The organism is Devosia insulae DS-56, from assembly GCF_000970465.2.
In the GTDB taxonomy this organism is placed as follows: Bacteria; Pseudomonadota; Alphaproteobacteria; order Rhizobiales; family Devosiaceae; genus Devosia_A; species Devosia_A insulae.
This window is the reverse complement of sequence record NZ_LAJE02000219.1, coordinates 22362-49003: the sequence shown is the minus strand read 5'-3', so window position 1 is coordinate 49003 and position 26642 is coordinate 22362. Positions and strand designations below refer to the sequence as shown.

General features: G+C 65.8%; 24 protein-coding genes and 1 tRNA gene. 6 read left to right on the top strand and 19 right to left on the bottom strand.

The genetic code is table 11. From position 1 onward, the window contains the following. Window positions 1-244: Hpt domain-containing protein (locus VW23_RS15840; RefSeq protein WP_141728359.1), on the bottom strand; the 244-nt coding region annotated here is incomplete at its 3' end. Between the two features lie 409 nt (window positions 245-653). Here VW23_RS15840 and VW23_RS15835 point away from each other — a divergent pair. Next, window positions 654-5942: an apolipoprotein A-IV repeat region-like domain-containing protein gene (locus VW23_RS15835; RefSeq protein ID WP_069910515.1), complete on the top strand. Its 5289-nt coding sequence runs from the start codon at window positions 654-656 to the stop codon at window positions 5940-5942. 61 nt (window positions 5943-6003) lie between these two features. Here the strand turns inward: VW23_RS15835 and VW23_RS15830 are convergent, their stop codons facing one another. The 8 genes from VW23_RS15830 to acs form a co-directional block, all read right to left on the bottom strand. After that, window positions 6004-6384, bottom strand: coding sequence for a cupin domain-containing protein (locus tag VW23_RS15830; RefSeq protein WP_069910514.1), 381 nt, complete (start codon window positions 6382-6384; stop codon window positions 6004-6006). A 50-nt stretch (window positions 6385-6434) separates the two neighbouring features. Continuing rightward, window positions 6435-7634 carry an MFS transporter gene (locus VW23_RS15825; RefSeq protein WP_069910513.1) on the bottom strand — a complete coding sequence of 400 codons (1200 nt, stop codon included), beginning with the start codon at window positions 7632-7634 and terminating at the stop codon, window positions 6435-6437. An 8-nt stretch (window positions 7635-7642) separates the two neighbouring features. Next, window positions 7643-8860: an MFS transporter gene (locus tag VW23_RS15820; RefSeq protein ID WP_069910512.1), complete on the bottom strand. Its 1218-nt coding sequence runs from the start codon at window positions 8858-8860 to the stop codon at window positions 7643-7645. A 103-nt stretch (window positions 8861-8963) separates the two neighbouring features. After that, on the bottom strand, window positions 8964-9989 hold the full coding sequence (locus VW23_RS15815; RefSeq protein WP_069910511.1) for a glycosyltransferase family 4 protein: 1026 nt from the start codon (window positions 9987-9989) through the stop codon (window positions 8964-8966). Window positions 9990-10122: 133 nt separating this feature from the next. Beyond that, window positions 10123-10938, bottom strand: coding sequence for a UDP-2,3-diacylglucosamine diphosphatase (locus VW23_RS15810; protein WP_069910510.1), 816 nt, complete (start codon window positions 10936-10938; stop codon window positions 10123-10125). Between the two features lie 146 nt (window positions 10939-11084). Further along, window positions 11085-11585, bottom strand: coding sequence for a cupin domain-containing protein (locus tag VW23_RS15805; RefSeq protein WP_069910509.1), 501 nt, complete (start codon window positions 11583-11585; stop codon window positions 11085-11087). Then, window positions 11569-12672, bottom strand: a complete 1104-nt coding sequence (locus VW23_RS15800; RefSeq protein WP_069910508.1) for a glycoside hydrolase family 3 protein — start codon at window positions 12670-12672, stop codon at window positions 11569-11571. The genes VW23_RS15805 and VW23_RS15800 overlap by 17 nt, the downstream gene beginning before the upstream one ends. A 219-nt stretch (window positions 12673-12891) precedes the next feature. Further along, window positions 12892-14835, bottom strand: a complete 1944-nt coding sequence (gene acs / locus VW23_RS15795; protein WP_069910507.1) for an acetate--CoA ligase — start codon at window positions 14833-14835, stop codon at window positions 12892-12894. Window positions 14836-15012: 177 nt separating this feature from the next. Here acs and VW23_RS15790 point away from each other — a divergent pair, with 177 nt between their 5' ends. After that, entirely contained in the window at window positions 15013-15579 is a 567-nt protein-coding gene (locus VW23_RS15790; protein WP_069910506.1) for a hypothetical protein, read from the top strand. Between the two features lie 5 nt (window positions 15580-15584). Here VW23_RS15790 and VW23_RS15785 read toward each other — a convergent pair whose 3' ends face one another. The 4 genes from VW23_RS15785 to VW23_RS15770 all read right to left on the bottom strand — a co-directional run bounded on the left by VW23_RS15785 (window position 15585) and on the right by VW23_RS15770 (window position 19214). Next, a complete protein-coding gene (locus VW23_RS15785; RefSeq protein ID WP_069910505.1) occupies window positions 15585-16913 on the bottom strand; it encodes a lipopolysaccharide biosynthesis protein in 1329 nt (442 codons plus the stop codon). Then, window positions 16910-18067, bottom strand: coding sequence for a lipid II:glycine glycyltransferase FemX (locus VW23_RS15780; protein ID WP_069910504.1), 1158 nt, complete (start codon window positions 18065-18067; stop codon window positions 16910-16912). Before VW23_RS15780 ends, VW23_RS15785 begins: the two co-directional genes overlap by 4 nt. Window positions 18068-18175: 108 nt before the next feature. Next, a complete protein-coding gene (locus VW23_RS15775; RefSeq protein WP_069910503.1) occupies window positions 18176-18874 on the bottom strand; it encodes a TerC family protein in 699 nt (232 codons plus the stop codon). A gap of 264 nt (window positions 18875-19138) precedes the next feature. Continuing rightward, window positions 19139-19214 (bottom strand) — tRNA-Lys (locus VW23_RS15770). Between the two features lie 126 nt (window positions 19215-19340). Between VW23_RS15770 and VW23_RS15765 the strand changes: the two genes are divergently transcribed. After that, window positions 19341-20210, top strand: a complete 870-nt coding sequence (locus VW23_RS15765) for a mechanosensitive ion channel family protein (protein WP_069910502.1) — start codon at window positions 19341-19343, stop codon at window positions 20208-20210. 55 nt (window positions 20211-20265) lie between these two features. On the opposite strand, the gene msrA is transcribed toward VW23_RS15765, so the two are convergent. After that, the gene (msrA, locus tag VW23_RS15760) at window positions 20266-20910 is read right to left on the bottom strand and encodes a peptide-methionine (S)-S-oxide reductase MsrA (protein ID WP_069910501.1); all 645 of its coding nucleotides are present in this window, start codon (window positions 20908-20910) and stop codon (window positions 20266-20268) included. A 160-nt stretch (window positions 20911-21070) separates the two neighbouring features. Here msrA and VW23_RS15755 point away from each other — a divergent pair, with 160 nt between their 5' ends. Beyond that, window positions 21071-22171 carry a pyridoxal phosphate-dependent aminotransferase gene (locus tag VW23_RS15755; protein ID WP_069910500.1) on the top strand — a complete coding sequence of 367 codons (1101 nt, stop codon included), beginning with the start codon at window positions 21071-21073 and terminating at the stop codon, window positions 22169-22171. A 6-nt stretch (window positions 22172-22177) separates the two neighbouring features. Here VW23_RS15755 and VW23_RS29020 read toward each other — a convergent pair whose 3' ends face one another. The 4 genes from VW23_RS29020 to VW23_RS15740 all read right to left on the bottom strand — a co-directional run bounded on the left by VW23_RS29020 (window position 22178) and on the right by VW23_RS15740 (window position 23443). Further along, window positions 22178-22354 carry a hypothetical protein gene (locus VW23_RS29020; protein WP_176730416.1) on the bottom strand — a complete coding sequence of 59 codons (177 nt, stop codon included), beginning with the start codon at window positions 22352-22354 and terminating at the stop codon, window positions 22178-22180. Window positions 22355-22417: 63 nt separating this feature from the next. Further along, window positions 22418-22630 carry a hypothetical protein gene (locus VW23_RS15750; protein WP_069910499.1) on the bottom strand — a complete coding sequence of 71 codons (213 nt, stop codon included), beginning with the start codon at window positions 22628-22630 and terminating at the stop codon, window positions 22418-22420. Between the two features lies 1 nt (window position 22631). Further along, window positions 22632-22919: a type II toxin-antitoxin system Phd/YefM family antitoxin gene (locus VW23_RS15745; protein WP_069910498.1), complete on the bottom strand. Its 288-nt coding sequence runs from the start codon at window positions 22917-22919 to the stop codon at window positions 22632-22634. A 74-nt stretch (window positions 22920-22993) separates the two neighbouring features. Further along, a complete protein-coding gene (locus tag VW23_RS15740) occupies window positions 22994-23443 on the bottom strand; it encodes an Lrp/AsnC family transcriptional regulator (RefSeq protein WP_069910497.1) in 450 nt (149 codons plus the stop codon). 109 nt (window positions 23444-23552) lie between these two features. Here VW23_RS15740 and rocF point away from each other — a divergent pair, with 109 nt between their 5' ends. Both rocF and VW23_RS15730 read left to right on the top strand, forming a co-directional pair. Continuing rightward, the gene (gene rocF / locus VW23_RS15735) at window positions 23553-24503 is read left to right on the top strand and encodes an arginase (RefSeq protein ID WP_069910496.1); all 951 of its coding nucleotides are present in this window, start codon (window positions 23553-23555) and stop codon (window positions 24501-24503) included. 43 nt (window positions 24504-24546) lie between these two features. Beyond that, on the top strand, window positions 24547-25650 hold the full coding sequence (locus tag VW23_RS15730; protein WP_069910495.1) for an ornithine cyclodeaminase: 1104 nt from the start codon (window positions 24547-24549) through the stop codon (window positions 25648-25650). On the opposite strand, the gene VW23_RS15725 is transcribed toward VW23_RS15730, so the two are convergent. Beyond that, window positions 25631-26575: an endonuclease/exonuclease/phosphatase family protein gene (locus VW23_RS15725; protein WP_069910494.1), complete on the bottom strand. Its 945-nt coding sequence runs from the start codon at window positions 26573-26575 to the stop codon at window positions 25631-25633. The two genes, VW23_RS15730 and VW23_RS15725, sit on opposite strands and share 20 nt — an antisense overlap. Between the last annotated feature and the right edge of the window lie 67 nt (window positions 26576-26642).

Genomic DNA, 26642 nt, shown 5'->3' with positions numbered 1-26642 from the left:
GCTCGGGAGTGACCGGCTCGCCGAGGCGCTGCGCGTCGTCGGCGCGCTTGGCGAGGTCGCGGACGCCCCAGGCGCCGATCCCGGCGGCAGCGCTTTTCAACGTATGCAGGTGCTCGAGCAGCAGCGGGATCGAGGTGCTTTCCTCGATACGGCCGAGGTAAACACCCGACATCTGGGCGTAGAGCCGGAGGACTTCGTCGCGCAGCCCCGGATCGCCGAGCGACTGCTGGTCGAGATGGTCCATGTCGATGGGAGCATGGGAAACGTCCCGGGAGGCAGACCCTGCCCCGGCTTTGACTGCTGTATTCCTAACCATCCCCGCAACCCTTCCTACCGCCCGGACCTGGGCTATGGCAGGAAGCTAGCGAGACCGGATGAAGGGCAGCCAAAACCAATGGGTACAATCTTATCTATGCCCTTAACCGGCCGCATTCCGACCGGAAATTAACCTTCCATTAAGAACGTGTTCGGTTTGCCTCAAATTGTATGTATGTTTGAGGTCCACCTAGCGTGCGGCGGCGTGGGGCATGGGTCGACTGCGGGGCATTTGAATCGCATTTTACCCAATTTGGACGGCTAACCGGAACCCCGGCAGTGGTCCAATGCAGGCTCTGATCGCCCGCCATGTGCCGATGCGAGAGTTGTAAAGAGTTATGGCCAAGAAGACCGCAACACCCCAGAACGATCCTGCTACGCTCGCATTCTCGGCCGTCGAGGACGCGCTGAAGGACTCGGTTTTCGCGAACCTTGACCAGCCCGCGGCTGCGGAAGAACCACCGGTCGAGAAGGCTGCGCCGAAGCTGCCGCCGCGCGATAACTCGCCGCGCTCCGAGCGTCAGCGCACTGCCGACAAGTTCGCAGCGCAGACCGGTTCGGTCGCCAATGACGACCGCTTCCCCTCTTCCAAAATTCTCTACGGCTTGCAGTCGAAATCGTCCGGCGCGCCGACCATGGTAGGCGGGCTGGTGGCGCTCGGCTGGGTGGTGGCGATCGCGCTGGTGGCGATGATCCGCAACGGCGCCGACATGGGCAATGCCTCGTTCTGGGGGTCGAACGATTTCATCGGCCTCTTGGCGCTCGCGATCGTGCCGGTGATCGGCATCTTCGCGATTGCGACACTGATCCGCCGCGCGCAGGACCTGCGCAACGCCGCGGCCGCCGTGACGCAGGCGGCGATCCGCCTTGCCGAGCCGGAGACCACTGCGTCCGAGAAGGTCGCGTCGGTCGGCCAGGCGGTGCGCCGCGAAGTGAACGCGCTGGGCGATGGCCTCGAGCGCGCCCTGTCGCGCGCCGGCGAGCTCGAAGTGATGATTCACAACGAGGTCACCGCGCTCGAACGCACCTATTCCGACAACGAATCCCGCATGCGCGCGCTGATCCAGGAACTGGCCAGCCAGCGCGAAGCCGTCATTACCAATACCGAGCGCGTGCGCGAAGCGATTACCGAGAGCCATACCGGCCTCGTGTTCGACCTCGATATGATCTCGCAGCGCATCGCCGGCACCATCGTCGAATCCGGCGGCAACCTGACCAAGGCGCTCGAAACCGCCGGCAACTCGCTGAACGGCGCGTTCGGCGAGCGCACCGAGAGCTTCGTGTCGCTGATCGACCAGCGCACCAGCCACCTGCTGGTGGCCCTCGACGATAGCGCCTCGCGCCTCAACATCACGCTCGAAGACCGCGCCGGCACCATTTCGGGCGCCTTCGAAAACCGCACGCAGGAACTGAGCGCGGTGATCGACGGCCGCATGCAGTCGCTGACCGAAGCGCTCGACAGCCGCGCCGTGACGCTCTCCGACGCCATCGACAACCGCACCTCGTCGCTGGCCAAGCTGCTCAGCCAGGGCGGCATTACCCTGCTCGACCAGTTGCGCGACCGCGGCCATGAAGTGTCGAGCGCCCTCGATATGATCGGCACCCGCATCGCGTCCGATATCACCGGCCGCGCCCGCGAGGCCGAGCAGCTGCTTTCGGGACTCAGCCACCAGCTCGACGAGCAGGTGCAGATCCAGGTCAACTCGATGGAATCGCGCCTGCAGTCGGCGATGATCGAGCTTTCCGGCGCCCTCGACGACACCACCGAACGGGCCCGCGTCACCCTGACTGGCGCCGGCTCGCAGAACCTCGCGCAGTTTGACGCCCGCCTCGACGAAATCGCGGTGGTGATCGACAACCGGCTCGCCAGCCTCGACGGCGTCATCGGCGACAAGGGCGACAAGCTCATCGCCGCGCTCGACAAGAACAATGCGAGCTTTGCCGCCCGCGCCAATGTGCTGGAGATGGCGCTCGACGAGAAGTCCGAGCACTTCAACGAGATCGTCTCGCAGCGCACCCGCGAAATGACCGAGACGCTCGGCCAGCGCACCAAGCAGATCACCGAAGCGATCGCCAACCGTTCGCAGGAAATCTCGGACTCGCTCGAAGGCCACACGCAGATCATCGCCGACGCCCTCGACACCCGCACGCAGTTGCTGGGCGAGACGCTGAGCAGCCGTCATGGCGAGCTGAGCGCGGCGCTCGATGAACACGTGAAAGCGTTCGACGTGACCATTGCCGGCCATGCCCGCGCCATGGACACCAACATCATCACCCACGCCCAGGCGATCGACCTGGCGCTCGGTTCGCGTGTCGAACAGTTCGACAACGTACTGACCGGCCGCGCCAAGGAACTCGACCAGGCCGTGGCCAGCCGTACCCAGGCGCTCGACCAATCGGTCGCCACCCGCACCCAGGCGATCGACCTGGCGCTGCAGCAGCATGCGCAGCAGATCGGCGACAGCCTCGACCAGCGCACGGCCACGCTCGACGCCGCAATGCTGCAGCACGCTCAGCAGCTCGGTGACAGCCTCGACCAGCGGACTGCCGCGCTCGACACGACTTTGCTGCAGCACGCGACCCAGATCGGCGACAGTCTCGACCGCCGCAGCCAGGCCATCGACACCACGCTGCAGCAGCACGCCCGGCAGATCGGCGACAGCCTCGACCAGCGCACCCAGGCGTTGGCGACGACGGTGTCGACCCGCTCGGCCGAACTCGCCGAAGCGCTCAATACCCGCACCCAGCAGCTGGCAGAAACGCTCGGCAGCCATACTGTCGGCATCGCCGCGGCAATCGGCGAGCGCACCAGCGAGCTGGCGCGCACCATCGACGCCCAGGGCACGACGGCTCGCGACCGGATCGACGCGAGCCTGCGCAACGTCACCGAGGTGATGTCGGAACGCGCCGGCGCCGTCTCGACCCTGATCGAAACCAAGGTCTCGGAGGTCAGCGAAGGCCTCGGCCGTGGCATCGACACGGCGATCCTGCGCATGGCTGACGCCGAAGCCGGCGTGAGCGCCCGCATCGAAGGCGCGGCCGGCACGGTGGGCGAGAGCGCCCGCAAGGCCGCCGACATCATCGAAACCGGCGTCAACTCGGCCCGCAAGGCTATTACCGACATGGTCGACCAGCGCCTGGGCACCCTGCCGGAGGCGATCACTGCCCGCGCCGACATCACGGCCGAGCGGCTGGCCTCGCTCAACACCGCGATCAACACCGCGCTGGTGCAGTCGATGACCGACCTCGAGGCCGGCGCCGATCGGATCGAGGAAACTATCTCCCGCCGCATCGTTTCGGCGACGCAGGGCATTGCCGACGACGTCACCACGACCGCCGACCGCATGGACGTGGCGGTGGGCCGCGCCCTCGCCCAGTTCCAGCAGGCCTCGAGCAATATCGATGAGCTGATCTCGATCAAGGCGGTGGCCGCTGCCGACGCCATTGGCGGCAAGGTTGCCGAGATCAACCGCGTGGTGTCGGAAAAGACCGACGCCTTCTCGGCCCTGGTCTCCGACAGCTCGGCGCAGCTCGAGATGAGCCTGCAGAACCACGGCAACGTGCTGGCGCAGGCGCTGATCACCAACGCCTCGCAGGCCGAAGACCTGATGAACCAGTCGACCTCGCGCATCCTCACCGATGTGACGACGGCGCTGGGCAAGCTCAACGATTCCAACATGCTGCTGCAGAAGGTGCTCGACGCCTCGACGGCGAACCTCGCCAACCTCGAGAACTCGGTGGCCCAGCAGACCGCCACCTACTCGACCACGGTACGCGAAGCGATCGGCTCCACCGAAGAAGCCGGGCGTCTGGTCACCGAGCATGTCGGGGCGCTGCAGGCTTCGATCGCCTCGATGGTCAACGAGTTCGGCTCGATGCTCGGCAACCTCGACGCCGAGGCCAAGAGCCTCGACAGCGCGGCGCACAACCTTTCGGCGTCGGGCACCCTGACCCTCGCCAACCTCGATGAGCGCCGGTCGGCTATGGACGAACTGGCGCAGGCCTTTACCGCCCGCGCCGACGAAATCGACACCCGCATGCGCGGCTTCGCCCACTCGATCTCCGACACCGTCGAAGAGACCGAGCAGCGCCTGGTCGCCGCTCGCGAGTCGATGGAGCAGCTCCTGGCCTCGACCACGTCCGGCGTCGCCGAGACGCTGGAAGCGACCTCGGGCACCATCAATGCGGCCCTCGCCGACACCACCGGCCAGCTGCACAGCGTCTTGACCAACACCGCCGAGACCGTGCAGACCGCCCTGAGCGAGACCACCGGCCAGCTCGAATCCGTGCTCACCAGCACGGCCGAGAAGGTGCAGAACGCCTTGGGCAACACCACGAGCCAGCTCGAGTCGGTGATGAACAGCACTGCCGAGAAGGTCCACAACGCCCTGGGCGAGACCACCAACCAGCTCGAGTCGGTGATGAGCAGCACGGCCGAGCGCGTGCAGAACGCCCTCGGCGAGACCACTGGTCAGCTGGAGCAGGCCCTTACCGGCACCACCGACAAGGTGCAGAGCGCTCTCGCCAGCGCGACCGCCGAGATGCAGTCCGTGCTCAGCAAGAGCACCAATCTGCTCGAGGAAGCGCTGGACGGCACGTCGCACCGCGTCGCGACCCAGCTCGGCTCGTTCACCGATACCGCGGCGAACGAAAGCCAGCGCGCCGCCGATGCCCTGCGCCAGACCCAGGCGACGATGATCCTCGAGATGCAGCAGGCGCTCGAAGCCGCGACGCAGCGCTTCAACGAGACCGCGACCGCCATGCGCGCCACCGCCAAGGAAGTGGGTTCGGAACTCGAGAATACCCGCTCCGAACTGGCGCGCGGCGTGATGGAGCTGCCGGAAGAGACCAAGTCGAGCGCTGCCGCGATGCGTCGTGTCGTGGCCGAGCAGATCGAGGCCCTGGCCGAACTCAACGCCATCGTTCGCGCCCAGCCGGCGACGCACGACCTCAACGAGCGTCGTCCCTCGTCCAGCCGCCCGCCGCGTGACGAAGCCCCGTCGCGGCCCGAGCCGCGTCCGGAGCCGGTGCGCGCCGCCGAGCCGCCGAAGGCCGAGCCGGCCCGCACGCAGCCGCGCTATACGGCGATGCCTGAGGTGACGGCTCCGGTGGTCACCGCGCCGCGCCCGCAGCCGGTGGCCGAGGCCAAGCCCGCTGCGGCTGCGCCCAAGACCGAGGAAGGTGGCGGCTGGCTGCGTGACGTGCTGCGTAATGCGTCGGGTCCGTCGGCTGCCGCGGCAGCCCCTGCCCCTGCGGCAGCTGCTCCGGCGCCGGCTCCCGCCGCCGAGCCGCAGAACCTCTCGACCCTCACCGAGGAAATCGCCAAGGCGATGGAGCCCGCGGCGCTGGCCGACGCGTGGCAGCGCTACCAGGCCGGCGAGCAGAACGTGTTCTCGCGCCGCATCTACACGCTGGGCGGCCAGGCGACCTATGACGAAGTGCGCAAGCGCATCCAGCGCGACAGCGACTTCGCCAAGACGTCAGCCACCTACATGGCCGAGTTCGAGCAGTTGCTGAAGCGCGCCGCCACCGGATCGAACCCGGCCGGCGAGACCCGCGAGTACCTGCTCAGCGATCGCGGCCGCGTCTACACCATGCTGGCCCATGCCAGCGGCCGCCTCGGCTGAGGCGCACGACATTGACCTCGACTGAGGGCCCGCGGGACACCGCGGGCCTTTTTCTTATGCGTCAGATCCAGACGTCGTTCTGAGCCGTGCGTTCGCCCGGCGCTGATCCGGTATTGGTGACGCCACGCGGTTCGATCAGCATCATCTTCACTTCGCCAGCTGCATAGGGCTTGTGCTCGACGCCCTGCTTGACCACGAACATCTCGCCAGGCTTCACCGTCACCGCACCATCGCGAAAATCGATGCGCAGCTCACCTTCGAGCACGATGAAGGCCTCGTCGGTATCGGGATGGTCGTGCCAGACGAAGTCGCCTTCGATGCGCACCAGCTTGAACTGATAGTCGTTCAGCTCGGCCACCACCTTGGGCTGCCACTGCTCGGCGAACAGCCCGTATTTCTGGGCGAAGTTGATCGGCTGATAGGATTTGGGTGCATCGTTCATCGGTCTCTCCTGGAGTTACCCAGGAGAGATAGAGCGCGGCGTCGGCTTTGCTAGCCCAGCCTGGCTTCGGCCGGGCGCTTGGGGCCCTGCATGGTGATCGACAGCCAGATCAGCACGGCGCCGACAAAGGCGAAGGCCGCGGCGACGAAGTAGGCCTGGGCGCCCATCAGGCCGGTGAGCCAGCCGAAGGCAACGAGCGCGACAACACTCATCGCCTGCTGCAGCATCTGGAAGAACCCCTGCGCCTCGGCCGCAATCTCGTCGCTGGTCCAGTTGGCGATGAAGTTGACGCAGCCCATGAAGCCCAGCGCAAAAGTGAAGGCGTGCAGCAGTTGCAGGGGGATGAGGAACTCGAGACCGGGCTGGAAGCCCATGCAGATCCAGCGGAACACCGCCGTGGCAGCGGAGAGCAGGATCAGGCTGCGGGCGGAGAAGCGCCGGGCGATCCGGCCGAAGGCGAACATGATCGCCGCCTCGGCGAAGGCCGCGAGCGCGAGCAGCGGCGCGATCAGGTCAGCCGACAACCCCTGCTCCATCCACAGCAATGCCTGGAAGGCGTTGAGCACGATGTGGGTGGCGTAGACCATCGAGAAGCCGACCAGCGGCAGCAGGAAGAACGGCTTCATCACCGCGCCGAGATGCGTCGCGCCCGTTACCGGCGGCTTCAATTCGCCGTCGCCGCCGCGGAAGCGTGGCAGGCCGAAGGCGACGAGGCCGCGGAGAATCGATAGGCCCACGAACATCGGCAGGAAGATGCCGCCGCCGAACTGGCTGATCACCCAACCGACGGCGAACAATGTCACCATGTAGCCGACAGTGCCCCAGGCGCGGATGGGGCCATACTGGGTGCCGCGCCGCCGCGTCATCCGCATGGTGGCGGCATCGACGACCGGACCGATGACATTGATGGGCAGGAGCGCCAGCGTCCAGATGATCAGGATGCCCCAGAAATCGTGGACGTAGAACAGCGCGATGGGGATCAGCGCACCGAGCCCGCAACCGAAGACGATCACCTGCCGCCAGTCGGAGGCTTTGTCGGCGACGCGGCCGACGACGATGTTGAGCAGCAGCGTCACCAGCACCGGTACGGCGTTGATGATGCCGATCTGCTCGGAGCTCAGACCCTTGTCGGCGAACCAGATGCCGCCATAGACGTTGAACGCCGCTCCCGCCATGTAGATGGAAAAGTAGAACGCCGTGGCGCGCAGCTCGGGCGTGATGAACGGCTCGCTGGCCGATTTGGCAGGCATATCAAACCTCAGGGGGCCGGATCGGCTACGGTCAGCTGGTCCGACGTGATCGGGTGCGCGGATGGGGGCTGCAGCTTCAGCGAGAGCACCACGCAAAGCGCTCCGAGAACGGCATAGGCCGCGACGAACAACCACGCCATTGGACCAAAGGCGGCCACGAACCAGCCCATGGCGAGGATGATCACCACCGACATGGCCTGTTGCAGCACATAGGAGAAGCCCTGCGCCTCGGCGGCAATGTCGTCGCTGGTCCAGTTGGCGATGAAGTAGATGCCGCCCAGATAGCCCATGGCGAAGGTGATCGAGTGCAAAAGCTGCAGCGCGAACAGCACCCAGACCGGCGGCGAGAATGCCATCGCGGTCCAGCGCAGGGCGGCGACCAGACAGGCGAAGATGATGATATGGCGCGCCGAAACCTTGAGCTTCAGCCGGCTCCAGACGAACATCATCACCGCTTCGGCAGCGGCCATGGTGGCGGTAAGCGGTCCGATCAGCCCCGGCGAGATGCCCTGCTCGGTCCACAGGATCGCGGCGAAGGCAGTCATCGCGCTATGGGTCGAATAGAGAATGCTGAGGCCAAGCAGCCCCATCACGAACCACGGCTTCAACACCTCGCGCAGATGGCTGGCGCCCTTCTTCGTGGCGGCGCGATCCTCGCCGGACCGGAATTGCGGCAGCTGGAACGCCAGCACGGCACGCAGCAGCGCGAAGGCGACGAACACCGGAACAAATGCCGCGTCGCCGAGCCAGGCGATCAGTGGGCCGCTACAGAGCGTTGCGACCATGAAGCCGACGGTGCCCCAGGCGCGCACCGCGCTGAAATCGGTGCCCCGCCGTTGCGTCATCCGCAGTGTTGCGGCATCGACGACGGGCACCAGCGCGAAGGCCGGCATCACCGAGAATATCCAGATGCCGAGGATGCCCCAGAAGCCGGAGACGAAGAACAACCCGATCGGCACCAGCCCTGATATCAGCGACAGGACGATGATGACGCCGCGCCAGTCCGGCATGCGATCGGCGATGCGCCCCACCAGTTGGTTGACCAGCAGCATGGCGACCAGCGGCGCGGCGTTGATGATGCCGATCTCCTCGGCGCTGATGCCGTGGTTGATCAGCCAGATGCCCAGATAGACGGACGCTACGCCGGTGCTGCCGAAGACGGTGAAATGATAGATCGCAGCGCGCAGCTCGGGCGAGATGCGCGGGGCGATGGTGGTCGACGACATCCGGGTGTGCTCCCGGCGGGAGAATCCGCCGCACCGCCGGACAGTGCAGAGCGCCAGGGGAAAGATCAACGGGCTCCGCGTTAATGCGCGTTACCTGGTGCTGTTATGCCGCCTTGGCTGCCGCTTCGCGCACCGGGACCAGCGCCTCGAGGAAGAGGTCGGCACAGCGGGCCCAGGTGAAGCCGAGCGCGTGGGCGCGCGCTGCTTCGCGGCTGAGGGTCAAGGCACGGATGACGGCGAAGCCGAGGTCCTCGTCGAGTGCGCCGCAGGCCGGGTCGGTAAGAATGTCGCGCGGGCCGGTGACCGGGTACGCGGCCACTGGGACGCCAGAAGCCAAAGCCTCGATCATGACGTTGCCAAAGGTGTCGGTGCGGCTGGGGAAGACGAAGACGTCAGCCGAGCGATAGAGCCGCGACAGCTCCTCGCCGGTCCTCAGGCCGAGGAACATTGCATCGGGGTAGCGCGCCTTGAGCTCGGCCCGCGCCGGCCCGTCGCCAACGATGATCTTGGTGCCGGGGACATCGAGTTTGAGGAACGCCTCGACGTTCTTTTCCACCGCGACGCGGCCGACATAGAGCAGATGCGGGCCGGGCAGATCGAGGAACTCGCTCTTCGGTCCCGGCGAGAAGCAGGAGTGGTCGACGCCGCGGGTCCAGAGGCGGACATGGCCGAACTGGCGCGAGGCAAGCTCTTCCTGCATCGAGGCAGTGGGCACCAGCGTTGCGGCGGCGGAGCCGTGGAACCAGCGCAGGAACCCATAGGTCCATTCAGTCGGAATCGGCATGCGCGCCGCGACATATTCAGGGAAGCGGGTGTGGTAGCTGGTGGTGAAGGCCAATCCCTGCTCGAGGCAGACGAAGCGGGCGAGCAGGCCGAGCGGGCCTTCCGTGGCGATGTGGATATGGTCCGGCGCCTCGCGGGCAATGACTTGCCCGATGGTCATCGGGGTCACCAGCGACAGCCGAATCTCGGGGTAGGTCGGCATCGGGAAGGTCCAGAACCCCTCGGGGGTGAGGTAGCTGACCTCGTGGCCCCGCCCCATCAACTCCCGCCCGACCGCTTCGAGGCAGCGCACCACCCCATTGGTCTGTGGCAACCAGGCATCGGTGACGATCAAGACCTTGCGCATCGGACCCATCCATCGGCAAGCGATGGCGTGGGTTTACGAGAGTCGGGTGACAGGGCTGCGAATGGGGTGTGACGGTGCGATGACGGACAGGGCCGACTGTCACACAGGAAATGACGGAGCTGGGATGTGAGCTTTACTGCCCCGGAACCGCCGGCGCTCGCCTGAGCCGCAGCCGGCGTGGCTTGCGCGGCAGCGGGGTTTCGGTCCAGCGGACCAGTTCGAGCACGCCTTCGTGCGTCTCGGCCACGGCGGTGCAGCTTTCCACCCAGTCGCCGGTGTTGACGTAGTGGATGCCCAGCCGCTCGTGCATGTCGGCGTAGTGGATGTGGCCACAGATGACGCCGTCGGCGCCGCTCTCGCGGGCTTCCAGCGTCAGCGCTTCCTCGAAGCGGCCAATGACGCTGACGGCGTTCTTGACCTTGTGCTTGGCCCAGGCCGAGAGCGACCAGTAGGTGAGGCCCATACGGCGGCGCACCCAGTTGACCGCGATGTTGAGCCGGAGCGCAGCGCGGTAGGCCCAGTCGCCGACATGCGCCAGCCACTTCGCATGGGCGACGACGACGTCGAACTGGTCGCCATGCATGACCACGTAGGTCTTGCCCTGCGCCGTGGTGTGCACGGTGCGATCGACGAACTCGACCTCGCCGAAATAGGTGCCGAGATACTCGCGCAGGAATTCGTCATGATTGCCCGGCAGCACCACGATGCGGGTGCCGCTGAGCGCCTTGTCGAGGAAGATCTCGACCAATTGGTGGTATTCCGCCGGCCAGTGCCAGGCCTTGGCGAGCCGCCAGCCATCGACGATGTCGCCGACGAGATAGATCGTCTCGGCTTCGTGCCAGCGCAGGAAATCAATCAGCTGGGTGATGCGGGTGGGACGCATGCCGAGATGCACGTCGGAGATGAACAGCGCACGTACCCGCCGCACCTCCCTGCCCTCTTCGCTCATGCCAAAACCTCTCGCCTTCGGGAACCGGAGTTTAGCCCATTTGAGCTATGGGACGGGAGCGCTTTCGACGCCCGCCCCGGCTCAGGTGGGGAAAACTCGGGCCCTCATAGATGAAGCAGCACCACCGCGACAACCCCGCGACGGCGTTACGGCGCCGGGGTGAGCCGGGTGATCACTTGGGCATGCTGAGGGAAACGGGCCAAGAGCTCGGCGCGCGAGACGAGGATCATGTCCTCCATCTCCCAACCTGGCGCCACCACTTCGCTGACGAGGCCATACTCACCGGCGGGCAGCTCGGCCGCCTTCCAGACGCCGCCGGCGACTGCAAGGCTCGGCACCTGCCCCGCCGCCAGGTCCGGCCCCAGCACCACTGCCTCGTAACGGCCGTCGGGGTGGATCATGTGATAGGTCAGCGGCGCACCGAAATGGTGGAACTGGATGCCGTCCGAGTGCTTGGTGTGGAAGTGGTCCACTGGGGAATCATCGGTCAGCATGTAGTAGATGCTGGTCATGGTGCCGCGTCGGCCGCGTGCCGTTTCCAGCTTCTCGCGATGGGTCGGACGGAAGGTCTCGCGGAAATAGCCGCCCTCGAAATGGCCGCCAAGCCCGAGCGACGCGATGACCTCGGCCTTACTGAGGCTGGACATTTTCGGCTCCGATGCGCGATTTCAGCGCGACGATGCGCGCAAAACTCTCTTCGATACGCGCCTTGAACGCCGGATCGGCCTCGGCCTCGGCGAGAAGAATGGCGCGGACCTCGTCACCAAGTGTGGCGCGCTGGTAGGCGGTATTGGAGAATAGCAGCACATCGACGCCGGCCCGCACCGCGTTGAGCACCGTCTCCTTGAGACTGAAGTGGTCGCGGATGGCGCCCATCTCCAGGTCATCGGTGATCACCACCCCCTTGAAGCCGAGCTTGCCGCGCAGCACGTCCTCGATCCAGGGCTTGGACAGGCTCGACGGCATGCCGGAGGGATCGACATTGGTGTCGATCAGGTGGCCGATCATCACCATGTCGTCGTAGCCGCCTGAGATCAGCTCGCGATAGGGCTCGAGTTCGCTGTCCTTCCAGGTCTTGGTGATGTCGACAAAGCCCTCGTGGCTGTCGGCAGTGGATGAGCCGTGCCCGGGGAAATGCTTCAGCGAGGTCAGCAGCCCGGCCGCATGGTGGGCGGCGATCACCTCGGCGGCGTACTCGGCCACCAGCTTGCCGTCCTTGCCGAAGGCGCGGCCGTACTTGGCGATCACCTGGTTGTTCGGGTTGACCGACAGGTCAACCACCGGCGCGAAATTGACGTTGAAGCCCCAGGCGGCAACGCCCTGCGCCTGTCCGTCATAGATGCCGCGGGCCTCGGCCGGTGTGTTCTTCGCCGCGACCGAGGCCGCATCGGGGATTTCCTTGAAGCCAGCAGCGCTATCGAGGCGCTCGACCAGCCCACCCTCCTGGTCGAGGGTGATGAATGGCGGGAGCCCGGCTGGAGCTGCTTCGCGGAACGCCGTGTTCATCGCTTCCACCGCCTTGCGGCTCGCGACGTTGGTCTTGAGGTACATGACCCCGCCGATATCACCGGCCGCAATCTCGGCCCTGAGCGCCGCGACACCCTTGTCGTCGACACCGTTGCCGACAAAGCCGACGACGATCATCTGCCCAGCCATCTGCTCGAGCGACTGGGCCAAGGCGGGCGAGGCGGCAAGGGGGAGAAGCGTCGCGAGGAGCATCGTGGCGAGGCGCATGAAGGAGGGTCTCTCGGGACTAATGGGCCTGGGCTTGTGGCCTAGGAGTGCGGCAAAAGCTGGTCGGGGCGGACTGATAGAGACGGCCCCCTCCCGGCCTCCCCCATGAAGGGGGAGGTGAAGAGTCGAGGCTCTGTCTTCGATCGTTCCAAATGAACCAGCGGTGCACCTCCCCCTTCATGGGGGAGGATGGGAGGGGGCCGTCTGCTTCAGTCGACCTTATCGGTTCTGCCGGTTCTCGATCAGGTCCGTTACCACGCCGGGATCGGCGAGGGTGGTCGTATCGCCGAGCGCGCCATAATCGTTCTCGGCGATCTTGCGCAGGATGCGGCGCATGATCTTACCCGAGCGGGTCTTGGGCAGGCCGGGGGCGAACTGCATCAGGTCGGGCGAAGCGATGGCGCCGATTTCCTTGCGCACCCAGTTCCGGAGCTCGGTCTTCAGCGCGTCGTCGCCCTTCTCGCCGGCCATCAGGGTGACATAGCAGTAGATGCCCTGCCCCTTGATGTCGTGCGGGTAGCCGACCACCGCCGCCTCGGCGACCTTGGGGTGCGCCACAAGCGCGCTCTCGACCTCGGCCGTGCCGATGCGGTGGCCGGAGACGTTGAGCACATCATCGACGCGGCCGGTGATCCAGTAGTAGCCGTCCTCGTCGCGGCGACAGCCGTCGCCGGTGAAGTAGTAGCCCTTGTAGGTCTCGAAATAGGTCGACACGAACCGTGCGTGGTCGCCATAGACCGTGCGCATCTGGCCCGGCCAGCTGTCGGCGATGCAGAGCACGCCTTCGGCCTTGGTCTGCTCCTGGAGCTTGCCCTCAGGTGACAGCACGATCGGCTTGATGCCGAAGAACGGCTTGGTGGCCGAACCGGGCTTGGCGGCGATCGCGCCGGGCAGCGCCGAGATCAGGATGCCGCCGGTTTCGGTCTGCCACCAGGTGTCGACAATCTCGCAGCGCTCCTTGCCCACGTGCTTGTGATACCAGAGCCAGGCCTCCGGGTTGATCGGCTCGCCCACAGAGCCGAGCAGCCGCAGCGACGGCATCGGGTATTGGTCGGGGATGTCGGCGCCGGCGCCCATCAGCGCACGGATGGCGGTGGGCGCGGTGTAGAAGATGTTGACCTTGTGCTTTTCCACCACCTGCCAGCAGCGGCCGGCATCGGGATAGCTCGGGATGCCCTCGAACATCACCGTGGTCGCGCCATTGGCGAGCGGCCCGTAGACGATATAGCTGTGGCCGGTGACCCAGCCGACGTCGGCCGTGCACCAGTAGATCTCGCCCGGCTGGTAGTCGAAGACGCGCTCGTGGGTGAGCGAGGCCCAGACGATGTAGCCGCCGGTGGTGTGCAGCACGCCCTTGGGCTTACCGGTGGAGCCCGAGGTGTAAAGGATGAACAGCGGGTCCTCGGCGTTCATCGGCTCCGGGGCACAGTCGGCGGAGACTTTGGCGGCCTCGTCGGCGTACCAGACGTCGCGACCGGCCTGCATCGCCACCGCATTGCCGGTGTTCTTGACCACGATGACGCGCTCGACCCCCGGGGTCTTGAGCAGCGCTTCGTCGACGTTCTTCTTCAGCGGAATGGTCTTGCCGCCGCGGCGTCCTTCATCGGCGGTCAGCACGATCTTCGAATCACAGTCGTTGATGCGGCCGGCGATCGAGTCGGGCGAGAAGCCGCCGAAGATCACCGAGTGCACCGCACCGATGCGGGCGCAGGCCAGCATCGCCACCGCGGTGTCGATGATCATCGGCATGTAGATGGTGACCCGGTCGCCCTTTTTGACGCCATTGGCCTTCAGCACATTGGCGAAGCGGCCGAGCCGCTCGTGCAACTGCCGGTAGGTGACCTTGTCGTCGGTGCCGGGAATATCGCCTTCCCAGATGATGGCCGTCTCATCGGCGCGGGTCGCGAGGTGGCGATCGACGCAGTTGGCGGAGATGTTCAGCACCCCATCCTCGAACCATTTGATCGAGATGTCGGGGTACGTGTAGCTGGTGTTCTTGATCCTGGTCGGGGGCTTGATCCAGTCGATGCGCTGGGACTGCTCTTTCCAGAAGCCATCCGGATCGCTCAGCGAGCGGGCGTACATTTCCTCGTACTGCGCCGCCGTGGTCCGCGTCCGCGCAATCGCCGCCGCGCTGGGGGCGAACACCAAACTCTCGCTCATCGCTAATCCTCCCGGGTTTTGCGAACCGTTCTAACCAAGCCCCGAGGGCCGGGCAAGCAGACCACTTGCCGCCTTTCGGCCTAGTGGAACGCACTGAAACCCTTCGGAAACCCTTGCCGTAAACGCTTTCTCGGCGGTTTGACGCGACAATGCCCGCAATACCATTTGGAGGCTTCGATGCCCGAACTCGGCTATCACGCCGCGCGACCGGACGAACTCGACATGATCCACGCCGAACTGATGGCGGTGATCGACGAGTCGCCCCACTACTCGGAGCGCTTCAAGGAGCACGAGAAAGCTCGCCTGACCAAGGGGTTCCTGCGCGCATTGCAGCGTGTGGACCCGTTTCACGTCATCATCCTCACCCAGGATGGCGTGCCCGGTGGCGGCCTGGTTTCCGGACCTGAAACCGGCTCGATCTTCCGCTACTGGAGTTGGATCTTTCCCTCGCACCGGCAGAGCCGGCTCGGCATCTACGGCATGCGGGTGTTCGACGAGCACTGGGACAACGGCAAGTTCCACAAGGCCTTCACCTGGGTACGGCCGGAGAACGAAGTCGCCCTCGCCCTGCTCCGCCGCTACGGCTACGAGCAGGCGGCGCTGCTGCGCCAGCAGATTTTTGGGCAGGACTACGTGGTGATGGAGAAGTTCTACACCAAGGTCACCGAGGACTATGACTCGGGGATGAGCATGGGTCGTATCGCCAGGTTCAAGGCGCGGGTGGATATGCTGCTGGGGCGGTGACGGCGCTAGACGTCTTTCACCCGCCGCGCCGCCAGCACTTCTCTCAGCCGCGGCCCGATCGACACGTCGATCCCGGCCAGCCGCTTCGCCGTCAGCCACATTGCCGCCGACCAGAAGGTCTGTGCCGCCAGCGCCGCGACCGCGGCGCCCATCAGCCCATGCACCGGCACCAGCAGGATATTGGCTCCAACCAGCACGCCCATACCGAGCCCGATAGCGGGCAGCGTCGCATAGGGGCGATCGTGGATCGACAGCACCAGCGCCGCGGGACCGAGCAGCGAGCGGACGCAGAGCGCGAGGCAAAGCACGGCGAGCGGCACCACGCCGGCCTCGAACTCCGGCCCGAACAGCATCAGCAGCAACGGGCCGGTCAGCACCACGATGGCGAACAGCGCCACCGAAATGACGCAGGCGACGAGGTTGGCCTCGCCGATCTGCTTGATGAAACCGGTGCGGTCGGCGGCGGCATTGCGCTCGAACATTTCGGGCAGCGTCACCGCGTAAACCGCCGAGACGCCGAACGCCACCAGCGAGAACACTCGGGTGCAGACCCCGAACACCGCGAGGCTTTCGCGATCGAGGAAGTGCGACAGGATCAACACGTCGATATCGAAGAAGAAATCGGTGGCGAGCGCGATGACCACCCACGGCAGCGCGAAGCGCCACCAGCGCTTCTGCTCAGCTGCGGTAGCGGGCATAGCCTCAGGCACCTGTCTGGCAGCGCGCAGCACCCAGGCGAACTGAGCGGCGGCAATCACGGCAAAACCGATGGCGAGGAGCCAGATCAGCTCGGCGAATTTTGCTTCGGCATCGCCCGCCATCGCGGCCAACGTGAAGCAGAGGACGATGAGCAGCGGGCGAAAGATGGTGTCGGCGAAGAAGCCGGCGAACGGGCGCTTCAGCCCGACCAGCAGCGCGCTGTTGCAGTAGACGACGGCGGTAGCGAGCGCCATCAGGCAGGCCGGCAGCCAGTGGACGATGAGCACCCTGCCCGGCTCGCCGAACAGCCCGGCCAACGGGTAGCCCAGGAACAGCAGGATCAGCGACGTCACGGCCACATGACCGTAGGCGCGCAGCATGAAGCCGCGCAGCAGTCGGCCTTCGCCCTTCGAGCGGTACTCGGCGGCAAAATAGGTGCCGATGGTCTCAAAACCGAGCGGCATCACCACGGCGACGATGTTCACCGTGGCGATGATCAAGAGGTACTCGCCGAGGATATCGGCCCCCCAGAAACGAGCGATGGCCGCCTGGGCGAGGAAGATCACGCCGGCGCCGAACAGCCGGGCGCCGAAGATCACGCTCGATTGTGAAACGAGACGCTGCCGGAGGCTCATTCGGCGCTCCGCTGCTGATCCGGCTTGGCGCGATCAGGTCGCAGCCGATCGACATAACGGCCGAGCGCGTGTGCAATCTCGCGGCCGGCGAAGGCGCCTTCGCCGACGAGGCGCGGCCACCAGTGCGCGGCATAGTTGGCGACGGGCGGGACCGGAGTGATGACGCCGCGCTCGCCGACCATGCCCTTCTTGAACTGGTGCAGCCCCTGGAACCCATCGGTGCCGCCGAGGTCGTACCAGCGGGCGGCGGTATTGTCGCGCAGCCAGCGGATGATGTGCCAGTGAAGGAAGTAGCCGGCGCGCAACTCGAGCGCCGCGGCGCTGGTGGCGCCGTAAAGGTAGACCGCGCGGTCGCCGGCTTTGAAGATGATCGCCCCGGCGACCACCTCACCGGCGTGTCTGACGAAGAACAGCTCGGGCCTCAGCGTCGGGTTGTCCATCGCCAGCAGCGCCGGCACGGTGCCGTAAGCCGAATGGTCGGGGAATTTCTTGCGGTCGACCATCTGCTCGTAGAGCGCATCGAACTCCGGACGCCGTTCGGCTCCGGCGGGCTCGAAGCTCAGCCCGGCTTTGTCGGCCTTGTTGAGGTGATAGCGCCATTTCTGGTGAAAGCTCTGACGCTGCTCGGCGTCGCTCAGCCTGAGGTTGACGATGTAGCGATCCGGGAACAGCAGCTTGGCGCCCTGGTGAAAGCCGCGGCCGAGCAGCTGTTCGTATTCGGCGTTGGCGGCGCTCAGCGCGGCGCGCGGCAGTACCGAGAGCATCATGCGCCGACGCACCGCGTATTCCCCCGACAGCGCCTCGACCATGCGGGCGTAAATGGCATTGGCGTCGGCCGTCTCGGTGCGCCGCAACATCGGCGCCCATTTGGCCACGGCGATCGATCCAAGCCCGAGCGGCAACGGCTGCACCATGATCAGGCAGCCGCCGACCACCTCGCCGGCCAGCGTGAACAGCTGTGGTTCGAGCGCGACACCTGGCCAGCGGGTGCGGGCGAAGGTCGCGAGCTGCTCCTGGCAGACCCCCTCGAAATCGGCGATCGCATCGTCCCAGGTTTCGGGCTCGACCAGCCGCATGGCGAAGCTGGAAGCAACCGGCCGAGACGGCACAGCGAACTGGGCAACGGGGCTGAGCGAGAGGGCGGCAAGCGACATGGACGAAATCCGGCAGACAACCTGCCGGACGCTATCGTCTGTCGCGTGAGGAAATCCCTACGGCCCGCCTCGCAATGCGAGGAAACTCGGGCCGTGGTTACGCTGGAGTTAGTGCACCCCGGGAACCGGCGGCGCGCCCTTGATCAGCGGGATCATCGGCAGGGTGTGGCCAAGCAGCTGGTCAGCGCCCTCGTAGAGCATCTTCACCGCCACATAGAGGATGATCACGAGGCCGAGCCAGGCGATCCAGCGGTACTTGTGCAAGAGGCCCGCGACCAGGGTCGCCGCGACACCCATCAGCAGCACCGAGAGGCCGAGACCGAAGATCAGCGCCACTTCGTGGTGCTGCGCTGCGCCGGCCACCGCCAGCACGTTGTCGAGCGACATCGAGACGTCGGCGATGATGATCTGCCAGACGGCTGCCTTCAGCGACTTCCTCTTCTTGCCCGAGACGGTACCGTCGGCGTTGAGGTCTGCATCCGCCAGCGCCTCGGTGGCGTCGTGCTCGTCCTCGTGCGAGACCGACAGCTCACGGTACATCTTCCAGCACACCCAGAGCAGCAGCAGGCCGCCCGCGATCAGCAGACCGCCGCCGAGTGCCAGCAGTTGGGTGGTGATCAGCGCAAAACAGATGCGCAGGACCGTCGCGGCGATGATGCCGATAAGGATGGCTTTGCGACGGAGGTCGGCCGGCAGCCCGGCGGCGGCAAGCCCGATGACGACTGCGTTGTCGCCAGCGAGCACCAGATCGATCATGATAACCTGAAAGAATGCCGCAAAAGCCGAAGCATCAAGGCCGAAGGGCATTCTGGGGTATCTCCGTGAGCAAGGGTGTTGCGGCTATGTAAGCGGGGTGGCGAGCCTTGTGAAGAGCGCCATTAGATCAATTCACCCCAGCGGCGCTTTGTACGCCCGCGATCACCGGTTCCCCGCCAGCGGGACGGGACACTTGAAAACCCATTCGGCGGCCGGCGCCGTTGCTTCATCCTCGAACGGAGAAGGCCGCATCGGCTATGGGCCGAACAAGGTCGATGCCTGTTCACGCCGCCATATCAAAGCTTTAAGGGGACTTGGTGGGTGCGCACGGACTCGAACCGTGGACCCGCTGATTAAGAGTCAGCTGCTCTACCATCTGAGCTACGCACCCTGTCCGAGCGGCTGACTATCAGGGGTCCCCCACCTTGTCCAGCACCTATTCGCGCCGCTGTGGACTTTCCTGCTTTTGCCAGATTGGTAAGTTAACGCCCGCAGCGAACCAGCCCATAAAGAGTCGATGAACGACCTGCCCAATGACGCGACCCAAGCCGTCTCCCTGCCGCTGAGGTGGCTCGCCGACAATTCCGTGGCCCTCCTGAGTGCGCTCGTCGTGCTGATCGGGGGCTGGTACCTGGCGCGCGTGCTGTCGCGCATGGTGCGGAACCTGTTGCCGCGCGCATATGGCGTCGACAGGAATTTTGCCCCGCTGCTGGCGCAGGTGACCCGCTACGGCATCATCATCTTCTCGATCGTTACGGCGCTGAGTTTCCTCGGCGTCTCGAGCACCTCGATCTACGCGGTGATCGGCGCCGCCGGTCTCGCCATCGCGCTGGCGCTGCAGGGCACGCTCGCCAACATCGCGGCGGGAATCATGCTGGTGTGGCTCAGGCCCATCGCCATCGGCGAGTACATCGTCGGCGACGGGGTGGCGGGTGTGGTGGTGGAGATCGGCCTGTTCGGCACGCGGCTTCGCTCGACCAGCGGGCTCTACATCTTCACCCCGAATCAGAAGCTCTGGTCGTCGGCGATCACCAACCACAGCCGCGAGCCGCGCCGGCGCATCGACGTGAACATCACGGTACCCGATACGATCAACGTCGCCGCGGCGCGCCGGACCATGCTGAAAATCGCCACTTCAGACAAGCGGGTGCAGGTCGATCCGCCGCCGACGGTGCATGTCGAGAGCTTTGTCGGCGACGAGATCATGCTGCAGCTGCGCGCCTGGGTACCGACACCGGAATACCTGCCGACGCTGCGCGACCTGACCGAGAAAGCCAAGCTCGCGATCAACAAGCTGCTCTCCGCCAGCGACGAGCATGCCCAGGTTGAGTTGGCGGCGGATCCACATACGCAGAACGCCGGGGAGCGGACGCCGGATCTGACGTAGGAGAAGCGAGTAGCGAATGGCGAGTAGAAGCCCCCTATTCGCTACTCGCAATCCCTCAGGCGTGGCCGTCGAGCCCCTTGAACGCGTCCTTGCCCCAGATGGCTTCGACCTGGCCGTTCTTGCCGCAGCCGACGCGATAGCGGGCGTAGTGCTGGGCGCGGGTCAGGCCGTTCTGCAGCATCTCGCTGCCCTTCCAGAAATCCTGGTGATAGTCCTCGGCCGGCCAGAAGGTCGGGGCCATGGCGACGATGGTGGCCACGGGCTTGCCGAGCGCTGCGGCAGTGGCTTCCTTGCCGGCTTCGGCGACCTTCAGCTCGGCATCGGTGCCGGCGTAGATCGCGGTGGTGTAGCTCTCGCCGTAGTCGCAGAACTGGCCACGCGTCTCGATCGGATCGATGAGGTGGAAGAAGGTGTCGACCAGCTTGTCGTAACTGGTGACCGTGGGGTCGTAGACGATCTTCACCGCCTCGCGGTGCCCGGTGGTTTCGGTGACCACCTGCTCGTAGCTCGGGTTGTCGACGTGCCCGCCGATATAGCCCGAGGTAGTCGAGATGACGCCCGGCGCGTGGTCGAAATCGCTCTCGATCGACCAGAAGCAACCGCCGGCGAAGATCGCCGTCGCCGTCTCGGCGCCCTGCGCCCCGGTCATCCCGAGCGCGCCCACGATTGCCACCGCGAGCGCCAGCTTGTTCTTGATCATGAAAGTTCACCCCGAAGGTTCTGATTGGGTCGATGATTGTCCCGCGCCCGTGTCACGCACAACACAAACTAACGTGCTGCCGGGGAATGTAACCATTGAGATACGTGGCGCGAAGGGATGGAGTTGCAGCGCACGACGGGCGCGCTAAGTTCGCCGCACCATGCGCCCCATTCTCACCCCCCTCGCCCAGTCCCTGCCCTCCACCGTGCCGTTCACCGGCCCCGAAGCGCTGGAGCGGCGCAGCGGCGTGCCGTTCCGGGCGCGGGTCGGCGCCAACGAGAGCGGCTTTGGCCCCTCGCCGAAGGTGATCGCCGCGATCGCGGCAGCCGCAGGTGGGGTCTGGATGTACGGCGACCCCGAGGTGCACGACCTCAAGGCAGCGCTTGCTGCGCATCTCGGCATCCCCGCGGCCAATGTCGCGATTGGCGAAGGCATTGACGGGCTGCATGGGCTGATCGCCCGGCTGATCACCGAGCCGGGCGATGTCGCAGTCACCTCGCTCGGGGCGTATCCGACCTTCAACTATCATGTGGCCGGCTTCGGCGGCCGGATCGTCACCGTGCCTTATGCCGGTCACCACGAGGACCTGGGCGCACTCGCCGAGGCGGCGCGGCGCGAGCGGGCCAAGGTGATCTACCTCTCCAATCCGGACAATCCGATGGGCACCTGGTGGAGCGCCACGGAGATCGAGCGCTTCATCGCCGAGGTTCCGGAGGAGACACTGATCCTCCTCGACGAAGCCTATTGCGAGACGGCGCCGGCGGACACCCTGCCCGCGCTCGACATCGACCGCCCCAACGTGATCCGGACCCGCACCTTCTCCAAAGCTTATGGGCTTGCCGGCATGCGGGTCGGCTACGCCATCGGCGAGGCGAGTTTCATCAAGGCGTTCGACAAGGTGCGCAACCATTTCGGGGTCACCCGGCTGAGCCAGATCGCGGCGATGGCGGCCCTGGCCGATCAGGATTGGCTGGCGCAGGTGGTGGCAAAGGTCGCTGCCGGACGGGAACGGATCCATGCCATCGCGGCCGGGAGTGGCCTTGCCGCCGTGCCCTCCGCCACCAACTTCGTTGCCGTCGATTGTGGCCGCGACGGCGATTACGCCATGCGGGTGCTGAAAGCGCTGGAGGCGCGTGGCGTGTTTGTCCGCAAACCGATGGCGCCGGGGCTCGACCGGCACGTCCGCATCAGCGTCGGACGAGACGAAGAGCTCGATGTCGTCGCGGCGGAACTGCCGGGGGCGTTGCGGGGAGCGGACTGAGAGCGGCTATTCATTGCGCTTCTGCGCGTTCAACAGACCGATTTCGCGGTTCTTCAGCACATCGGCCTTCAACGCCTCGAACCAGTCGGTGGGCAGTTGACCGATAACGCAGGTGCCGGCGGCGGTTGGGCGGGATGACAGCCGGTCGGCTGGACGAAGGTCCGGGCCTGGCCAGGAGAACACGTTCAGCTGGTCCGTGTAAGCCCAGCAAGCTTCTTCATCGAGACCGAGATATCTCGCCAGTTTTCAAGGGACCTCGATCGCCCGTTCGCCCTCGGTCGGTGCCTTGTGAGAGATGCCCACGACATAGGCCACCGGGGTGGCGGCGCCGATGTCGCGGGAGAGAATGATAGCGGCTGGATAGGTCTTCATCCCGTCCTCTCGCGCCGCAGCCTGCGACGACCACAGGTATTCGTAGGCAAGCACGAAACCGACGGGCGGAACCGCAGGTATCTTCAAGTTAGGCCCCTGCTGGCAGGCGCGGCTCGATGAAGTCTGGGATATCATCCAGATCAAAAGGATTGTCCGACATGACTCGCGCTTCGCGTATCATCGCCACCTCTACGTCTGTCAGTTGCATTGGCGTCGTCACTTTGCGGAAGTTGGACACCAACTCGTCGTACTGAGCCGCCGACACCAAAACCGCAGCTGGACGGTCATACTTACTGATCCTGACCGGCCCTTCATGGATCCTGTCCAGCCACAAACCGACGTTCTTCTGAAACTCGGAGGATTTCACCGTTGCCATAGCAGAACTCCATCCCGGCTGCACATGTTCCGTAACATAGGCAATCTACGCCAGATGCGCAAGTCCGCTGCGTGCTACCCCAACTCCTTACGCGCACCCAGCAGGATGCTGGTCTCGGTGTTGGCGATGCCGTCGATCTGGCGGACCTTGCGCAGCAGCTCGTCGAACTCGCGCAGAGTGGGCGTCTCGATCTCGGCCACCACGTCCCAGCGACCATTGGTGGTGTAGAGACCGCGGATCTCGGGGAAACCGGCAAGGCGGCGGATGATCTGCTCGGAGTTCTTGCCGTCGACCTCGACCATGGTGACGGCCCGCACCGCATCCGCGCGACCCTGCGCCTGCACCACCACGGTGTAGCCGGCGATGGCGCCGGAACGCTGCAGCCGCTCCATCCGCGCCGTCACTGTAGCGCGTGAGACGTTGAGCTGAGCCGCAAGCTTGGCGACCGGCATCCGCCCGTCGGTACGCAGCAGGGCGATCAGGCGGTAGTCGAGATCGTCGAGACCCGGCGTACTATTCGTCATTCCTTGCCGCCATTTTGTACACTCTGCTGCGCATTCTTATCACTATTCCGGCTTTTCGTCAGCAGCGGCCCGCCCTCACATAAGGCGGATTACAACCGAGGCCCCCGAGATGCTCCACGACGCCCGCGCCCGCCGCCCTGCTGCCGGTAACCGTATCGACCTGATCGGCGTGCCGACCGATGCCGGCGCGTCCTGCCGTGGCGCCGCGCTCGGCCCGGACGATCTGCGCACGGCGGGCCTCGCCGAACGGTTGGCGGGCCTCGGCTATGCCGTCGCCGACCTTGGCGATATCAATGTGGACCGTCGGCTTACCGCCGCTGCCGAGATCGAGGCATTGGCCATCGGCGCCAGCCAGGCCGGCTATCAGAGCCTCGAGAACGGCGCGCGGCCGGTATTCCTCGGCGGCGATCATTCGATCTCGATGGGCTCGGTGGCGGGTGTCGCCCGGCACTGCCGCGATGCCGGCCGGCCGCTGTTCGTCTTGTGGTTCGATGCCCATGGTGATTTCAACACCTGGTCCACTACCGAGACCGGCAACATCCACGGCATGTCGCTGGCGCGCCTTTGCGGCGAGCCGGGTTTTGCCAATGACGCTGCCTGGTTTGCCGAAGTCGATCCCGCCAACGTGATGATTCTGGGCGCCCGGGCGCTCGATTGCGAAGAAGCGCAGTTGATCGAGGCGCGCGGCGTGCAGGTGGTGGACATGGACGCCGTCCGGATCGCCGGCGTTGCCACACCGCTCCGCCACTTCCTCGATCGCGTCGAGGCTGCGAACGGTCACTTGCACCTGTCGCTCGATGTCGATGCCATGGACCCCAGCCTCGCGCCCGGCGTCGGCACTACCGTGCCCGGCGGGCTGACGCTCGCCGAGGGCCGACTGGTGATGGAGATGCTGCACCGCAGCGGTCGCGTCGGCTCGCTCGACCTGGTCGAGCTCAACCCTGTTCTCGACCGTTACGGCAAGAGCGCCGACCTGATGGTTGATCTCGCCGCCCGGCTGTTCGGGGAAGCCGCGACGGCGACGCGGCTGGCAAGACTTCCTGACCTGGCGACTGCCTGACACCCAACCGAAGCCTGCCTGCTTCCCAAAGTAAGAGGCCCAAATGACCCAATTCATCGGCACCAGCGACATCTGCGCCCTGCTCCGGCGTACCGGCATCGAGCCCTTCCTCACCGGTCTCGCCGGATCTATCGAGGCCGATTTCCGCCGCTGGGAGAGCTTTGAAAAAGCCGCCCGCCTCGCCAGCCACAGCTGCAATGGCGTGATCGAGTTGATGCCGGCCTCCGACGGTGAGCTCTACGCCATGAAGTTCGTCAACGGGCATCCCGGCAACACCGCGGCCGGCAAGCTGACCGTCACCGCTTTCGGCGTGCTCGCCGATGTGGCGACCGGGTACCCGGTGCTGGTGTCGGAGATGACCATCCTCACCGCGCTCCGCACCGCGGCGACGTCTGCCGTTGCGGCGCGCGCCCTGTCCCGTGGCGACAGCCGGGTGCTGGCATTGATCGGCGCCGGCGCCCAGTCGGAGTTTCAGGCCCTCGCCTTCAAGGCGCTGCTTGGGGTCGAGGAGGTGCGGGTGTTCGACATCGACAGCGAGGCGATGGACAAGTTCTGCCTCAACCTCGCGGCCAGTGGTCTCCGCATTCGTCGCGCCGGCTCAGTCGCCGAAGCCGTTGATGGCGCAGACATCGTCACCACCTGCACCGCCGACAAGACGCGGGCGTACGTGCTGACCCCAGATCTGGTCGTAGCCGGCATGCATCTCAACGCCATCGGCGGCGACTGCCCGGGCAAGACCGAGCTGCATCCGGACATCGTCGCCAGAGCTGCGGTGTACACCGAATACACGCCACAGACGCGGATCGAGGGCGAGATTCAGCAGCTGCCGGCGGATTTCGCGGTGACCGAGCTATGGCAGGTGCTCGCCGGCAAGGCGGCAGGTCGCAGCTCGGCCGACGAGGTGACGCTGTTCGACTCGGTCGGCTTCGCCATCGAGGATTTCTCGACGCTTCGCTACGTTCGGGACCTCAGTCGGGCCGAGATCCGCGACATCGACCTGATCCCCGATCTCGACGACCCCAAGGACCTGTTCGGGCTGCTGGCGGCTCAGAGCCAGAGACTGGCCCCGCGCCTTGGAGATGCACCGGCACCGGGTGATCCGACCAGCGCGAACGCTTCGACCGACGTTAGTCTGCTGCCAGCCTGATCTCGGCCAGCAGGCCTCGATGGTTGGAGCCCATGGAGTCGCCGAGGGCATTCACCTCGGTGATGACCAGCGGGGCACGGGTAAAGACGTTGTCGATGGGAACGCCAACTGGGCCGAGCCGTACCGGCCAGGTGGCAGGGTAAGACGAGCCGGGCAGCAGGCTCTGCCGGTGCATCAGCCCATCGAGGCTTTCCGACCAGGCCGAGGCGTTGAAATCGCCGGCCAGCACGAGCGGACCTTCGAGCCCACCGATAACGGCGCCGAGCCTGGCAACTTCCTCGGCGGCAAACTCGTCGAAATACGGCTTCACCAGGTGCGCCGCCACGATGTTGAGCTTCTGCCCGCCGATCGTCGTGTTGGCGGTCACCAGGCGATTCTGCCACGCACCGCTCATCGACTGGACCGTGATATCGGCGAGCGGCGTCCGCGACAGGATAACCACGCCACCGCAGGGCGAACCGTCTTCACAGCCGGCGGAATAGGGATAGACGGCGCGCAGGATCCCGGCATGCGCAGCGATCGGCAACGCCTCCATCAGGGTAACCACGTCAGCGCCCGATCCGGCGATGAAACGGGCGATGTTCTCGCCGTTCTGGTTGCCCGTCAGGAGGTTGAAGCTCAGCAGCTTGAACAGCGGCTTGCCCGGGGCGGCGGCAAGCACGCTGCGCGCCTCCTGCTGGCGGTAGACGATTGCGGCGCCCTGCCCGGCACTCACCGCAAAGACCAGCAGGAACAGCAACGCGCGGCGCCAGGCCCCGCCGATGAACAACAGCAGCACGAGGCCGAGCAGTGCCGCGGCGATGTGAAAGCGCAACGACTGCAGCAGGGCCTGCCCGGGAATGCCCAGGTCGACGCTGACCGCGAGCAGCACGCCGACAACCACCAGGGCCAGGGCGGAAAGCCCACCCCTCAGTTCTCGCAGCATCGGCGCTCCAGCTGTTCGATTCGGCGTGAGCCTAGCCGCGAGCGGCGGCCGGTCCAAGCCCGCGACG